The 14,118-nt window shown below is 62.4% G+C and carries 12 protein-coding genes and 1 pseudogene; 2 read left to right on the forward strand and 11 right to left on the reverse strand.

All coding sequences use genetic code 11. The features are described from left to right. Window positions 1-22 precede the first annotated feature (22 nt). The 4 genes from NKG60_RS07460 to NKG60_RS07475 all read right to left on the reverse strand — a co-directional run bounded on the left by NKG60_RS07460 (window position 23) and on the right by NKG60_RS07475 (window position 5,441). Window positions 23-514 (reverse strand): DUF1772 domain-containing protein, encoded by a 492-nt coding sequence (locus tag NKG60_RS07460; RefSeq protein ID WP_352663789.1) that lies wholly within the window; start codon window positions 512-514, stop codon window positions 23-25. Between the two features lie 97 nt (window positions 515-611). After that, window positions 612-2,150 (reverse strand): SpoVR family protein, encoded by a 1,539-nt coding sequence (locus tag NKG60_RS07465; RefSeq protein WP_352663787.1) that lies wholly within the window; start codon window positions 2,148-2,150, stop codon window positions 612-614. After that, the gene (locus NKG60_RS07470) at window positions 2,150-3,472 is read right to left on the reverse strand and encodes a YeaH/YhbH family protein (protein ID WP_352663785.1); all 1,323 of its coding nucleotides are present in this window, start codon (window positions 3,470-3,472) and stop codon (window positions 2,150-2,152) included. Before NKG60_RS07470 ends, NKG60_RS07465 begins: the two co-directional genes overlap by 1 nt. 19 nt (window positions 3,473-3,491) lie before the next feature. After that, complete coding sequence (locus NKG60_RS07475) at window positions 3,492-5,441, reverse strand: PrkA family serine protein kinase (RefSeq protein WP_352449545.1); 1,950 nt, start codon at window positions 5,439-5,441, stop codon at window positions 3,492-3,494. Between the two features lie 270 nt (window positions 5,442-5,711). On the opposite strand from NKG60_RS07475, the gene NKG60_RS07480 reads away from it, so the two are divergent. Beyond that, a complete protein-coding gene (locus NKG60_RS07480; protein ID WP_352492153.1) occupies window positions 5,712-5,873 on the forward strand; it encodes a hypothetical protein in 162 nt (53 codons plus the stop codon). Between the two features lie 16 nt (window positions 5,874-5,889). On the opposite strand, the gene ocd is transcribed toward NKG60_RS07480, so the two are convergent. Both ocd and rocF read right to left on the reverse strand, forming a co-directional pair. Continuing rightward, on the reverse strand, window positions 5,890-6,957 hold the full coding sequence (gene ocd / locus NKG60_RS07485; RefSeq protein WP_352862922.1) for an ornithine cyclodeaminase: 1,068 nt from the start codon (window positions 6,955-6,957) through the stop codon (window positions 5,890-5,892). A 3-nt stretch (window positions 6,958-6,960) separates the two neighbouring features. Next, entirely contained in the window at window positions 6,961-7,881 is a 921-nt protein-coding gene (gene rocF, locus NKG60_RS07490) for an arginase (RefSeq protein WP_352862923.1), read from the reverse strand. 128 nt (window positions 7,882-8,009) lie between these two features. Between rocF and NKG60_RS07495 the strand changes: the two genes are divergently transcribed. Beyond that, window positions 8,010-8,447, forward strand: coding sequence for an Lrp/AsnC family transcriptional regulator (locus tag NKG60_RS07495; protein WP_292655471.1), 438 nt, complete (start codon window positions 8,010-8,012; stop codon window positions 8,445-8,447). Between the two features lie 147 nt (window positions 8,448-8,594). On the opposite strand, the gene NKG60_RS07500 is transcribed toward NKG60_RS07495, so the two are convergent. The 5 genes and pseudogenes from NKG60_RS07500 to cyoA form a co-directional block, all read right to left on the reverse strand. Then, complete coding sequence (locus NKG60_RS07500; protein WP_352862924.1) at window positions 8,595-9,788, reverse strand: DUF3182 family protein; 1,194 nt, start codon at window positions 9,786-9,788, stop codon at window positions 8,595-8,597. 273 nt (window positions 9,789-10,061) lie between these two features. Beyond that, entirely contained in the window at window positions 10,062-10,490 is a 429-nt protein-coding gene (gene cyoD / locus NKG60_RS07505; protein WP_352862925.1) for a cytochrome o ubiquinol oxidase subunit IV, read from the reverse strand. Next, window positions 10,487-11,140 (reverse strand): cytochrome o ubiquinol oxidase subunit III, encoded by a 654-nt coding sequence (gene cyoC / locus NKG60_RS07510; RefSeq protein WP_352663775.1) that lies wholly within the window; start codon window positions 11,138-11,140, stop codon window positions 10,487-10,489. Before cyoC ends, cyoD begins: the two co-directional genes overlap by 4 nt. Next, on the reverse strand, window positions 11,137-13,143 hold the full coding sequence (cyoB, locus tag NKG60_RS07515; protein WP_352863089.1) for a cytochrome o ubiquinol oxidase subunit I: 2,007 nt from the start codon (window positions 13,141-13,143) through the stop codon (window positions 11,137-11,139). The genes cyoC and cyoB overlap by 4 nt, the downstream gene beginning before the upstream one ends. A 90-nt stretch (window positions 13,144-13,233) precedes the next feature. After that, a pseudogene (gene cyoA / locus NKG60_RS07520) lies at window positions 13,234-14,070 on the reverse strand (ubiquinol oxidase subunit II); the annotation flags it as partial. Between the last annotated feature and the right edge of the window lie 48 nt (window positions 14,071-14,118).

The following is a 14,118-nucleotide window of genomic DNA, read 5'->3' on the forward strand; positions in this document are numbered from 1 at the left end:
GGGCGCCGTCTTGATCCCGGGGCTATTCGGCAAAAAATGTCGCGGCGACAGCAATTGAGACGAGGCTCAGCATCGCCAGGCCTGCCCTGGCGACATGCGAAGCCTCCCAGACGTTGCGCAAATCTCTCCAGTCGCCGGCCTGCTTTCGAGAGAACATTGAAAAAAACGTCCCGGCTGATTTCGGCATGGCAACGTCTTGCACCCAGAAATTATTGACGGGATGCGTGACCAACCAATAGGTCGCATGCTCCGCGAGCAAGAAGACAAGCGCCGCCAAGGTCCACCAGAATCGGGCGCTTGGATAGGGCGTCAGGTAAAGCAGGACGGCGAGTGCAATGATGCCGCCGATCTCGGCGAACCCGCCGATCGTGAAGCCGGGATAGTAGATCGCCTGCACTGATCTGTAGGCGGCCGCGTTGAGGCGCAACTTGCCGGGCAATTCCAAAGCGTGCGCGAGCGAGAGCGCCATCGAGACGGCGACCAGAAGAAGGGCGGCGATCATCAATGCGCGCATGTTCCTGCTCCGACCATGCCAAGGTGCGCCCGTAGATAGGGTCGTTGGTGATCCGGCAAAGGCGATGACACCCGACGTCGGCGGCAAGCCGGTAGGGTCATTCCCCGATCTGGCTGGTAGACCGTTCGTGGAGCGTGGCGCCGGTCTGCGCGTCGACCGCGACCATGCTGACCTCGTAACCCCAGAGCTTGCGGATGTGGCGCAGCGTGGCGTCGCGGCTGCCGCCTTCCAGCACGATGCCGTCCTTGACCTTGTGCTGCAGGCGCAGATGCCGGTCGCCGAGCAGGTCCACATCCACCACCTGGATGTCGGGCCGGCTGGCGCCGATGTCGTAGCTGTGGGCGAGTGCGCCGCGGATGCTCTCGTAGCCGCGCTCATTGTGTATCGAGGCGACTTCGTAATGGGGGTCGTTGGCAGCATCGGCAAGCACAAAGAATCGCCATTTCCGTATCAGGGTAGGGCTCAGATATTGGCGGATGAAGGACTCGTCGCGATGGTTGGCCCAGGCGTCCAGCAAGGTCTGGCGCCAGTCGCCGTTGCCGGCGATGTCGGGGAACCAGTCGCGGTCCTCGGCCGTCGGCGCGGTCGAGATGCGCTGGATGTCCTGCATCATGTCGAGGCCCAGCGCGTAAGGGTTGATACCGGAAAAGCGCGGATCGTCGAACCCCGGCTGGAAGATCACATTTGAATGGTTGCGCAGGATCTCCAGCATGGCACCTTCGCCGATCAGGCCGCGGTCGAACAAAAGGTTCATCAGCGTGTAATGCACGAAGGTGGCGCAGCCCTCGTTCATCACCTGCGTTTGCCGCTGGGGATAGAAATACTGCGCGATGACGCGGACGATCCGGATGACCTCACGCTGCCATGGTTCCAGGATCAGGCTGTTCTTCTCCAGGAAATAGAGCAGGTTCTCCTCGGGCAGCTTGAGCGATTTCTTGCGCTCTGTCATGGTATCCGTCTCGCGGACCTTGGTGCCGTCCTTGGAAGGCGGCAGCGTGCGCCACAGATCGTTGTAGGAACGCTCCTCGTACTCCAGGCGCTCGCGAAGGCCCTCGCGCTGCTTTTCCGACGACAGCTTCGGCGGTCGGTGATATCTGAACACGCCCTGTTCCATCAGCGCATGTGCGGCATCGAGGATCTCTTCCACCGCATCGACGCCGTGCCGCTCTTCGCAGCGGGCAATATAGCCCTTGGCGAAGTCGAGATAGCTGAGGATGGCGCCGGCGTCCGTCCACTGCCGGAACAGATAATTGTTCTTGAAGAAATGGTTGTGGCCAAGTGCCGCGTGCGCCGTCACCAGAGCCTGCAGGGCCATGGTATTTTCTTCCATCAGATAGACGATGCAGGGATTGGAATTGATGACGAGTTCATAGGCCAGCCCCCGTCCGCCTTTGCGATAGAGCAGTTCCTGGTAGAGGTAGTGCTTGCCGAAGGACCAGTGCCGGTACATCAGCGGCATGCCGACCGAGGAATAGGCGTCGAGCATCTGTTCGGACGAGATGATCTCCATCTGCACCGGATAGATGTCGAGGTGGAGCTCTTCGGTGGCGATCGCCTCGATGGTCTCGTAGGCGCGCGACAGCGTCCTGAAATCCCAGTCGGAACCGGAAAATAGCAGCCCGGATCTGCTCGCCATCAGCCCCCTCTTTCGCCGCGCTTTTGATAACCCGGCTGTCTGGCGAAGAGCTGGCGGAAAACCGGGTAGATGTCGGCCGCCGTGGCGATGCGGCTCATCTGGAAATTTGACCATCTCAGCTTGACCGCACTGTAGGCACGCCATAGCGACGTGCCGTTGTCGGTAGCGCCGAAGATGTGGCTCTCGCGCTCGTCGAGGATCTCGACATAGGCGAAATACTGGCAGAGCCGCATGATCTGTTCGTCGAGCAGGGCGATGCAGCGCTCGGAATCGGTGACGAAATTGTCGCCGTCCGAAGCTTGGGCGACATAGATGTTCCATTCGCGGCTGGGATAGCGTTGCTCGACGATGCGGTGCATCTCCTCAAGCGCCGTGGAAACCACCGTGCCGCCGCTCTGGGTGTTGTAGAAGAAGGTTTCCTCGTCGACCTCCTGCGCCTCGTGCGTGTGGCGGATGAAGACCACCTCGGTCCGGTCATAGCGCCGTTTCAGGAACAGGTGCAGCAGCACGAAAAAGCGCTTGGCCAGATCCTTCTCGCGTTCGCCCATCGAACCGGACACGTCCATCAGGCAGAACATCACCGCATTGGCGTTCGGCACCGGCTGGGCGTCGAAGCGGTTGAAGCGGATATCGACCGGATCGACAAAGGCGATCCGCTTGCGGCGGCGCTCCAGCCGCTCAAGCTCTTCCTGCAGCGCCACGATGCGCTGGCGCAGCTCGGCGTTTTGCGGCTTCGCCTCCAGCGACGCGACCTCCTGCTCGATTGCGTCGAGTTCCTCCTGCTTGGGGCGCCTGAGCGCTATGCGGCGGCCATGGCTGTTGCGCATCGTGCGCCCGACATTGATGTTGGTCGGCGAGCCGGTCGCAGCAAAGCCGGCCCGGCGCGGCTTGAAGGCGAGGATCTCCTTGAGGTTGAGCTTGACCATGTCAGGCAGTTCGAGGTCTTCGAAAAAGAGATCGAGCACCTCTTCGCGCGACAGCACGAAACGGAAATCGTCCTCCGATTCGGTTCTCCCCGGGGCGGACCCCATGCCGCCGCCCTGGCCGGGCTTGGGCAGCCGGTCGCCTGGGGTGAAATGCTTGTTGCCGGGCAGGACGTGCTGGCGGCTGCCGCTGTTCCTGGCATCGTTGAAGCTCGGCTCGCCGGTACCCCGCGCCGGCATCGAAACGGCATGCTCGGCGTCCACGTCGGCGATCTTGCCGGCGCGGATCTGATCGCGGATGGTGCGCTTCAACTCTTCGCGCGCCCGCCGCAGGAAACGCTGCCGATTGCCGAGGCTTTTGTCCTTCGGGTTCAGTCGGCGATCGATGAAGATCGGCATATGTTACCCCGGGCTGGCTTCAACCCGCCTTGTTCACCCGCATGTACCAGTCCACCAGCCGGCGGACCTGGCGCTCGGTGTAGCCGCGCTGGATCATCCGCTGCACGAATTCGGTATGCCGCTTCTCCGTCACGCTGTCCTGCTTGGAGCCGAAGCTGATCACCGGCAGCAGGTCCTCGACCTGCCCGAACATCCGCTTCTCGATGACTTCGCGCAGCTTCTCGTAGCTTGTCCATGACGGGTTGCGGCCATGGTTTCTGGCCCGCGCGCGCAGCGTGAACTTCACCACTTCGTTGCGGAAGTCCTTGGGATTGGCGATGCCGGCCGGCTTTTCGACCTGCGACAGTTCGTTGTCCAAGACCTCGCGATTGAGGATCTGGCCGGTATCGGTATCCTTGTAGTCCTGATCCTCGATCCAGGCATCGGCGTAGGCGATATAGCGGTCGAACAGGTTCTGGCCGTATTCGCTGTAGGATTCCAGATAGGCCTTCTGGATCTCGTGGCCGATGAACTCGGCATAACGGGTGGCCAGCTCCGACTTGATGAAATCGAGATAGTCCGCCTCGGTCTCCTTCGGGAACTGCTCGCGCTTGATCGCCTCTTCAAGGATGTACATCAGATGCACCGGATCGGCCGCCACCTCTTCGGTGTCGTAATTGAAGGTCTGCGACAGGATCTTGAAGGCGAAGCGGGTGCTGACGCCGGTCATGCCTTCGTCGACGCCGGCGGCGTTTCGGTATTCCTGGACCGACTTCGCCTTGGGATCGGTTTCCTTGAGGTTCTCGCCGTCATAGACGCGCATCTTGGTGTAGAGCGGCGAATTGTCGTGTTCGGCCAGGCGGGTCGAGACGGTGAACCGGCTGAGGATATCGAGCACTTCCGGAGCGCAGGGGCTGTTAGCCAATTCGCTCTCGCGCAACAGCTTCTCGTAGATCTGCCGCTCTTCGGTGACGCGCAGGCAATACGGCACCTTGACCACCAGGATGCGGTCGAGGAACGCCTCGTTGTTCTTGTTGTTCTTGAACTGCAGCCATTCCGACTCGTTGGAATGGGCAACGATGATGCCCTGATAGGGGAAAGCGCCGAAATTCTCGGTGCCGTTGTAGCTGCCTTCCTGGGTCGCGGTCAGCAGCGGATGCAGCACCTTGATCGGCGCCTTGAACATCTCGACGAATTCGAGCAGCCCTTGCGTCGTCCGGTTCAGCCCGCCGCTATAGGAGTAGGCGTCCGGATCGGACTGGCTGAAGTTTTCCAGCTGCCTGATGTCGACCTTGCCGACCAGGGCCGACACGTCCTGGTTGTTCTCGTCGCCCGGCTCGGTCTTGGCGATGCCGATCTGGCGCAGCCGGGACGGCATCAGCTTGACGACGCTGAATTTGGAGATGTCGCCGGACAATTCGTCGAGGCGCTTTGCCGCCCAGGGCGAGATCAGGCCGTTCAGCCGCCGCCGGGCGATGCCGTATTTGTCCTCCAAAAGGTCGCCCATGCGGTCTGGATCGAACAGCCCGAGCGGCGATTCGAAGACCGGGCTGACCTGGCCGCCGACCTTCAGCGTATAGATCGGACGCTGCTCCATCAGCCTTTTCAGCTGCTCCGCAAGCGAGGACTTGCCGCCGCCGACCGGGCCGAGGAGATAGAGGATCTGCTTGCGTTCCTCGAGCCCTTGCGAGGCATAGCGGAAATAACCGGCGATACGCTCGATCGTATCCTCCATGCCGTAAAAGTCGGCGAAGGTTGGATAGATCTTGATCGTCCGGTTCGAAAAAATACGGCCGAGCCGCTCGTCCTTGCTGGTATCGACAAAGGTCGGTTCGCCGATCGCCTCGACCATCCGTTCGGGTGCCGAGGCGTACATCGACTTGTCCTCGCGGCAGGCAAGCAGATATTGCTGGAGGCTTATCTCCTCCTGAGCCGCATTCTTGTAAACCTCGGAAAACAGATCGAAGACGTCGGATTGATTCTCACGCATGGTATTCCTAGCCCCGGAGCCGGTGTGGCTGCACGTTTGTCTCTTGAACAACCAAATGTCAGAAAGCGCTTGTGGTTCCCTTCACTTCGCAGAGAGTGCATGTGATCGAAGGATAAGAGTCTAGATAAGGACATCCTGAGTGCAGACAAGGCGTGCAACGTCCTGACCGAGGCATAAAATCCTGAATTGCACCACGCCCCGCTGACGATTCCCAACAAGACGGAGGAACGGTTCGGGTCCTTCCCGGTTGTGAGGGAAAGGAGACGGTCGATGTCTGGGAATAGTTTGTGGTTGCTCGTCGTTGCAGGCGGTCCACTGCTGCTGGCAATTCTGATCGCCTACGCCCTGCTCACGCAGCGCCGTCGCGGCCCGGCGGAGCGCAGGGAAAGCGAGCGCGCAACCGAGCGCCTGTATCGGGAAAAGAAGGACTGACCGACAGGATCGCAGCTCAGCTGCCGGCAACCGCCAGCCCGGTCGCTTTTTCGGCCCGCAGCAGCATGCCGAACAGGTCGCGCGGCTCATCGGGATCGGCCAGAAGGTCTAGTTCCTCGTAAAGACCGGTCCGCTGAAGCTGATCGCGGACGTAGCGCAACGCGGAAAAATCCTCGATCGCAAAGCCGACGGAATCAAATAATGTGATCTGTAGGGCATCCGTCCGGCCTGCTGCCTTTCCTGTCATCACCTGCCACAATTCGGTAACCGGATGATCCGCATCGAGCTGCTGGCTCTCGCCTTCGATGCGCGTCTGCGGCGGATATTCAACGAAAATGTCCGAGCGCAGCAGAATGTCGCGATGCAGCTCGGTCTTGCCCGGGCAGTCGCCGCCCACGGCGTTGATGTGCACGCCGGATCCGACCATGTTGTCGGTTAGGATTGTTGCCGACCGCTTGTCAGCGGTGACCGTGGTGATGATCTCTGCACCTTCAACGGCTTCCTGCGCCGACGCGCAGAGCTTGATGTCGAAACCCATGCCGGCAAGGTTCTTCATGCATTTCGCCGAGGCCGCCGGGTCGATATCGTAGAGCCGCAGCCTGTCGACGCCAAGCAGCGCCTTGAAGGCAATCGCCTGGAATTCCGATTGCGCGCCATTGCCGATGATCGCCATGCACCTGGCGGCCTCGGGAGCGAGGTATTTCGCCGCGACGGCCGAGCTTGCGGCGGTTCTGAGCGCGGTCAGGATGGTCATTTCCGAAAGCAGCATCGGATAGCCGTTGCCGACATCGGCAAGCACGCCGAAAGCGGTCACGGTCTGGCGGCCGTCACGCGTGTTCTTCGGATGCCCGTTGACGTATTTGAACCCGTAAAGCTGCCCGTCGCTGGTCGGCATCAGCTCGATGACGCCGTCAACGCTGTGCGAGGCGACCCGCGGCGTCTTGTTGAACAGCTCCCAGCGCCTGAAATCCTCTTCGATATAGGCGGCAAGCTCGAGCAGGAAGCGCTCGATGCCGATGGCAAGCACCAGCTTCATCATGCGGTCGACGCTGACGAACGGGACGATGTTCAAATTGACGGTCATGGCTCAGAACCCCCTCGTCGGGCGATCCATGATCCGCCGGCCCATCAGGCTTGCGGTCAGGTCGACCAAAAGCGTGGCGGTGCGGCCGCGCTCGTCGAGAAAAGGATTGAGCTCGACCAGGTCGAGACTGGTGACGAGGCCGCTGTCATGCAGCATTTCCATCGCCAGATGTGCCTCGCGGAAGGTGGCGCCGCCTGGAACGGTGGTGCCGACCGCCGGGGCGATCGACGGGTCGAGAAAATCGACGTCGAGGCTGACGTGCAGCATCCCGTTGGCGGCGCTCACCCGTTCGAGAAAGGCGCGAAGCAGTTGCGCAATGCCGTGCTCGTCGATCGAACGCATGTCATGGACCGTCACGCCGGCTCTGCGCAACGCTTCCCGTTCCGCCAGGTCCACGCTGCGGATCCCCAGCGCGCATATGCGAGCCGGATCCACCTGCGCTGCAAGGCGGGGGAAATAGCCCTCGAAGCCGGGCTGCCCGCTGGCGTAGGCCAGCGGCACACCATGCAAATTGCCGCTGGTGGTCGTGTCGAGCGTATGAAAATCGGGGTGGGCGTCGAGCCACAGCACGAAGAGCGGCCGGCCGGCATTCGCCGCCCGGCGGGCAATGCCGGCGAGCGTGCCGGCCGAAATGCTGTGGTCGCCGCCGAGAAAGATCGGCATCGCGTCGGCGCTCGCGGCATAGGCCGTTTCGCTGATTGCCGCTGTCCAGGCGGCAATTTCCGGCAGCGCCTTAACCGCCGCGTTGCCATGTGCGACAGGACGCATGTCGGCAGGGACGATGGTTCCGAGGTCGGTCAACGTATGGCCGAGTTCGGTCAGCGCGCTGGCCAGGCCGGCGGTGCGCAGCGCACTGGGCCCCATCTCGCAGCCCATCCTGCCCGAGCCGGCCTGGATCGGCGCTCCAACGATCGTGCAATGCATGCTCATACCCCACCAATTACGATGCCTTTATTGAAGCCGGCATCGCTGGCAGAATGAACATGTCAAATTGGCAAATTTGTCGAAGTGCCTTACCATAGTGGCATCATCTACTTCCGTAGTGAGCAATCATGGACCAGCTCGACGAGCAGATCATCACCTCTTTGCGGCACGACGCCCGGCGCAGCATTTCCGATCTTGCCATCAGCCTGGGTGTCTCTCGGGCAACGGTAAGGTCGCGGATCGAGCGGCTTGAACGAGACGGCGTCATCGTCGGCTACACCGTCATTCTGCGCGCCGACGCGGTCGATCAGCGCGTGCGCGGCATCATGATGATCGAGATCGAAGGCCACGCCGCCGATCGCGTCATCCGGGCGCTGGGCGGCTTCTCCGAGGTCTCGACCATCCACACCACCAATGGCCGCTGGGATCTGGTGATAGAACTCGGAACCCAGACCCTGAGCGAGTTCGACGCGGTGCTGAGGCGCATCCGCCTGATCCCCGGAATTACCGGCAGCGAAACAAGCCTGCTCCTGGCGACGCCACGCACCACCAAGGCGCGGCTGTGATCTTCGCCCTTGACCTGTAGCGGCAACGAAATCCGAAGCCGCGGAACCTTCAATTGCCGCCGCGGTTAGAGCAATTCCAGGAAAAGTGTGGAACACCATTGGCGGATGTTCCCGGCCGGCGGCGTGTTTCGGCCCGACCTGACATGGCTAGAATGACGATCGGCCGGCCTCCCCGATCGGCTCTCGGATCGCCTGGGTGACGACGGTATAACGCGTGATTTGACCCTCCTCGGGGTCCTCCCCGTGGAAATGGATTGTTGCGTTCAGCGGCAGCCGGGCAGTGCTGCCGAACTGCTTGACGGCGGAGACATGCACGATCTGCATGTCGGGGTCGCGCTTCATGGCGTCCATTGCTGCCAGCTCGGCGCTGCTGCTGCCACCGATCCGCCAGCTGGCTTCCAGCACACCCGATCGCCAGATGCCCGAGGAATCGACACCTTGGCCGATGTCGTAGTTGCGTCGCGAGGCGAAGAATCCGGGATAACCATCCATCGCTGCGTCATAGGTTCTCGCCTGCGCCACGGCCAAACCCAGCGCCGGAGATAGTCCCAGCCCATCCAGCGCCTCCCATCCGCCGCGCACGACAACCAGATCGGATCCGCCGTAGACGGGCTGTCCGTCGTTGTCGGTCGTCGTCCGCTGGGTGCCGTAATAGCTGACCGACAATTCGTCGATCGTGGTTCTGCCAACGCTCAGCGTAACGATGTCGCGAAGCTGCGTTTCGAGAACAAGGCCGTATTCGCTTAGGTCAGAGGATGGATATTGGTCCAGCAGCCTTTCGACATCGCCGACCGTCGCGGCGGTGTGCTGGTCGCGGCCCCGCGAAGCGCGCGGTGGCTTGAACCGGACCAGCCCGAGCTCCAGCAGACGTTGCGCTGCGCGCAGCGCGTCACGGCGTGAAAATGCAGTGTAGCCGGGCAGTACGGCTGCGGCGACGGCGCTGCCGAAGCCGGCGGGCCATTCTTTTGGCCGTGCCGCCGATCCGTCCACCAGCTCGTGGGTTATGGCCTTGGTGGTTGCGAGGCGCCAGCGCACCACGCCGCCGAAGAGGTCGTCGGGCCCGTTGATGCCCAGTTGGGCCGCATCGGCGGCAAGCAGGCTGTCGTCCGGCACGAAATACAGCCCGCCGCTGTCACCGCCGCCGTCACGAAGGCCCTGGCGGAAGGAAAATCCCTTCAACGCTGCAATCGTGCGCGCGACGGCAACGACGGTTTCCCATTCGTGCGCGTAGATGGTCTCGCCGCCCGGCGCGGAGAATACGACCACAACACCTTTCGCCCCGCTTGGTTGCTTACCGCTTAGCCCGGTCATGTCGCGCCCTTCGTCCATTGCCGAGCCCATTGCCGTTATTCCGCGGCGATGCGTCCGAACCGAAAAACCCGTTTCCGCGGCGAATGTTCCGGGCAATGGCGGGCTATCCGGTTTGACCGAGTTGCGGCGAACGGAACATCGGCGGCTCATGGTTTTTATGCGGGAGCCTCAGACAGGGAGATGGATGTGCTCAAGGAGGCCGCGCCGCGCGCCCTGGGAGAGGCCGAGGTCGTCGGCACATTCGAACGGGCTTGAGACCGAGCTCGCTGTCGCATGAACTGCGGCCAACGGCCGGAATAATCCCTAGCGGTTCATGTTCATGTTAGCGTTCATCGGCATCAAATTGTGGTCGAGATTGGCCATGATCCAGATCGAGCCGCCGATCACCAGAACGACGATCAGCACGCCGAAGGCAAGCGCCAGGGCGTTGTTGGTGTTGTCCGGCCCCGTCGTGATGTGCAGGAAGAAGACGAGATGCACGCCCATCTGGGCGATCGCCAGCACGACCAGCGCCACCGGAATGCCGGGTGCCCATATCAGGTTCGTTCCGGGCAACCAGAATGAGGCGATGGTCAGCAGCGTTGCCAGCCCGAGGCCGATCACATAGCCGCGTAGCCCGGATCCGACCTCGGCGTCGCCGAGGTATTCGTCACCCGGCGCGGTATCGATGTCGTAGCGCTCCAGGCCATCGGTGTCGCGCCGTTGCGCGTGGCGATCATCCGCATTGCTCATCGACTTGCTCCCAGGAGATAGACCACTGTGAACAGGGCGACCCAGATGATGTCGAGGGCGTGCCAGAACAGGCTGAAGCACATGAAACGCCGAAGAATATCGTCGCGGAATCCCTTGGCGAAGATCTGCGCCATCATCGTGAGCAGCCACAGCAGCCCCGCCGTGACGTGAAGGCCATGGCATCCAACCAGCGTGAAGAACGCCGACAGGAAAGCGCTGCGCGTCGGTCCGGCACCGCCGGCAACCATATGCGCGAACTCGCGCAGCTCGAGCAGGATGAAGGTGGCGCCGAGCACGAAGGTGACAGCCATCGCGACATAGAACCAGGAGCTTCGCCGTGCTGTCACGGCGAGGCTGGCGAGACCGCAGGTAAAGCTCGACAAAAGCAAAGCGGACGTCTCGATCGCGACGTTGCGCAGGTCGAACAGCTCGGCTCCGCTTGGTCCGCCCGCCGTCTTGCCCGCCAGCACGGCATAGGCCGCGAAGAAGGCGGAGAACATCACGATGTCGCTCAGCAGGAAGATCCAGAAGCCGTAGCCGACGACGATCCGGATCGGTGCCGGGCCGCCGTCGCCATGGCCGGGTGCATGGCCGTGCCCGCGATGGCCGAGGCGGTAGGGATCACGCTCTCGAACGTCGATCGCGGTCATGGCCTTGGCCCCGTGTAGGTGGCCAGCGCCTCGCGGCGGGCACTTCGATTGGCGCGGTCGATCCGGGCGACTTCGGCGGCGGGAATGACGTATTCGGGGATGTCGCGCCACGCGAATACGACGAAGGTGGCGAAAGCGCCGAGCGCGCCGAGCGCCACCATCCACCAGATGTGCCAGATGAGGGCGAAGCCCATCACGGTCGCAAAGAAGGCGCAGATGAACCCGGTGGGACTGTTGCGCGGCATCTCGATCGGCTCGTATTCAGGCTCGTCGCGCAGCCGGTTTTGCTCGCGTGCCCGCTGCTTGATGCTCCAGTAGGGCTCTTCGCCCTCGACATGCGGAAGCGCGGCGAAGTTGAAGACCGGCGGCGGCGAGGGCGTGGCCCATTCCAGCGAGCGACCGTCCCAGGGATCTCCGGTGGCGTCGCGAAGTGCCGCGCGCTGCCGGATGCTGACGACGAGCTGTACGATCTGCGCGACCACGCCGGCGGTGGTGATTAACATGCCGGCGCCGGCAACCAGCACCCAGGGATGCCAGGCCGGAACGTCGAAATGCTGCATGCGGCGGGTCATGCCGAGCAGGCCGACGGCGTAGAGCGGCACGAAGGTGGCGTAGAAGCCGGTCAGCGTCAGCCAGAAGGCCAGCTTGCCCCAGCCCTCGTGCAGCCGGAAGCCGAATGCCTTGGGAAACCAGTAGGTATATCCCGCGAAGGCCCCGAACAGCACACCGCCGATGATGACGTTGTGGAAATGCGCCACCAGGAACAGGCTGTTGTGGAGCAGGAAATCGGCCGGCGGCACGGCCAGCAACACGCCCGTCATGCCGCCGATGACAAACGTCACCATGAAGCCCAGCGACCACAGCATCGGCGTCGCGAAGCGGATGCGGCCGCCATACATGGTGAACATCCAGTTGTATATCTTCACGCCGGTACCGACAGCGATGATGCTGGTGGCGATGCCGAACGCGGCGTTGACGTCGGCGCCGGCGCCCATGGTGAAGAAGTGGTGCAGCCATACCATGAAAGAGACGATGCAGATGAAGAGCGTCGCGGCCACCATCGAGCGGTAGCCGAACAGCGGCTTGCTGGAGAAGGTGGAGATGACCTCCGAGAAGATGCCGAACGCCGGCAGGACGAGGATGTAGACCTCGGGATGGCCCCAGGCCCAGATCAGGTTCACGAACATGAGCATGTTGCCGCCGGCTTCGTTGGTGAAGAAATGAAAGCCGAAATAGCGGTCGAGCGTCAGCATCGCGAGCGTGGCGGTGAGGATCGGGAATGCGGCGACGATGAGCAGGCTGGCGGCGAGTGAGGTCCAGCAGAACATCGACATCCTGAGGTAATTCATGCCGGGCGCCCGCATCTTCAGGATCGTGGTGACGAAATTGATGCCGGTGAGCAGCGTTCCGACGCCCGCTATCTGCACGGCCCACAGATAATAATCGACGCCGACGCCCGGCGAGTAGGCGGTCTCGCTGAGCGGCGGATAGGGCAGCCATCCGGTACGCGCGAATTCGCCGATCACCAGCGAGATGTTGACCAGCAGCGCACCGGTGGCGGTGAGCCAGAAACTCACCGAATTGAGCGTTGGAAAGGCAACGTCGCGGACGCCGAGCTGCAGCGGCACGACCAGGTTCATCAGGCCGATGACGAACGGCATCGCCCCGAAAAAGATCATGATGGTGCCGTGGGCGGAAAAGACCTGGTTGAAGTGGTCGGGCGGAAGATAGCCGGGTGCCTGGAAGGCGAGGGCCTGCTGCGACCGCATCATGACGGCGTCGCTGAAGCCGCGCAGCAGCATCAGCAGCGCCAGCAGCGTGTACATCACGCCAATCCGCTTGTGATCGACGCTGGTGATCCATTCGCGCCACAGATAGGGGAAATGGCCGGCCAGGAAGACCCAGGCCAGCACGCCGAGGATTGCCAGGGCGACGACCGCCGAGGCGATCATCGGCAGAGGCTGATCGAACGGAATGACGTCCCAGCTCAATTTTCCGAGCATTGTCAGCCCTCCTGTCGTGGGCGATACGCCCGGCTCGGGGCGACTGGCCTGGGGACCGGGCGCGGGCGGAACGCCCTGCGTCGCGATTTCATGGAAAAGGTCCGGCTCGACCGAGCGATAGGTCGAAGGCGGCACGTCCAGGCTCTGTCTGGCCAGTTCCTGGTAGCTGGCCTTGTCGAGTGCCTGCCCCTGGTTTCGCGCGGAATTGACGAATGCATCGAAGGCGTCCGCCGCGACGGCATGCAGCACGAATTGCATGCCTGGAAAACCGTCGCCGCTGAAATGGGCCGACCGCCCATAGAATTCGCCCGGCTGATCCGCCTGCAGGTGAAGCTGTGTCGTCATGCCGTTCATCGTGTAGATCATGCCGCCGAGCTGAGGCACGAAGAACGCGTTCATGACGCTTGCCGAGGTGAGCGAGAAATGCACCGGCCTGCCCGCCGGCACCACAAGCTGGTTGATGCTCGCGACATTCTGCTCGGGGTAGATGAACAGCCATTTCCAGTCGAGCGAGACAACCTGCACCTCAAGCGGCTTTTGCTGGGAATCCAGCGGCTTCATGGGATCGAGGTCATGCGACCCGATCCAGATAATGCCGCTCAAAAACAGGATGACGAGGATGGGGATCGACCAGACCACCAGTTCGATGCGTCCGGAATAGGCCCATTCCGGCAAATACTGCGCTCTTGTGTTGGTCTCACGGAACCACCAGGCAAAACCGAGCGTCGCCACGATCGTCGGGATGACGATGGCCAGCATGATGGCAACCGAATTGAGCAGGATCGTGCGTTGCGCGGCGCCGACCGGCCCTTGCGGGTCGAGCACGCCGCCCTGGCAGCCGGCAAGCAGCCCGGCAACAAGCATCGTCGCGCCGACGCGGCCAGGACGGATGGCGGCACAGTTTCGAACGATCGCCCTCAGCAACATGAGATCTCGCCGTTTTCTGAAAACCGATTGGAACGTTGCAGGCAGCGT

Origin of the sequence: Mesorhizobium sp. M1428, from assembly GCF_040317515.1 — a bacterium.
Lineage (GTDB): Bacteria > Pseudomonadota > Alphaproteobacteria > Rhizobiales > Rhizobiaceae > Mesorhizobium.

What these genes read in the sequence shown, in the direction of transcription:
- cyoC (WP_352663775.1), bottom strand. Translation starts at nt 11,140, where the DNA reads ATGACCGCGATCGACGTTCGAGAGCGTGATCCCTACCGCCTCGGCCAT.
- NKG60_RS07500 (WP_352862924.1), bottom strand. Translation starts at nt 9,788, where the DNA reads ATGGGCTCGGCAATGGACGAAGGGCGCGACATGACCGGGCTAAGCGGT.
- NKG60_RS07465 (WP_352663787.1), bottom strand. Translation starts at nt 2,150, where the DNA reads ATGGCGAGCAGATCCGGGCTGCTATTTTCCGGTTCCGACTGGGATTTC.
- NKG60_RS07460 (WP_352663789.1), bottom strand. Translation starts at nt 514, where the DNA reads ATGCGCGCATTGATGATCGCCGCCCTTCTTCTGGTCGCCGTCTCGATG.
- cyoD (WP_352862925.1), bottom strand. Translation starts at nt 10,490, where the DNA reads ATGAGCAATGCGGATGATCGCCACGCGCAACGGCGCGACACCGATGGC.
- NKG60_RS07475 (WP_352449545.1), bottom strand. Translation starts at nt 5,441, where the DNA reads ATGCGTGAGAATCAATCCGACGTCTTCGATCTGTTTTCCGAGGTTTAC.
- cyoB (WP_352863089.1), bottom strand. Translation starts at nt 13,143, where the DNA reads ATGCTCGGAAAATTGAGCTGGGACGTCATTCCGTTCGATCAGCCTCTG.
- NKG60_RS07480 (WP_352492153.1), top strand. Translation starts at nt 5,712, where the DNA reads ATGTCTGGGAATAGTTTGTGGTTGCTCGTCGTTGCAGGCGGTCCACTG.
- NKG60_RS07495 (WP_292655471.1), top strand. Translation starts at nt 8,010, where the DNA reads ATGGACCAGCTCGACGAGCAGATCATCACCTCTTTGCGGCACGACGCC.
- ocd (WP_352862922.1), bottom strand. Translation starts at nt 6,957, where the DNA reads ATGACCGTCAATTTGAACATCGTCCCGTTCGTCAGCGTCGACCGCATG.
- NKG60_RS07470 (WP_352663785.1), bottom strand. Translation starts at nt 3,472, where the DNA reads ATGCCGATCTTCATCGATCGCCGACTGAACCCGAAGGACAAAAGCCTC.
- rocF (WP_352862923.1), bottom strand. Translation starts at nt 7,881, where the DNA reads ATGCATTGCACGATCGTTGGAGCGCCGATCCAGGCCGGCTCGGGCAGG.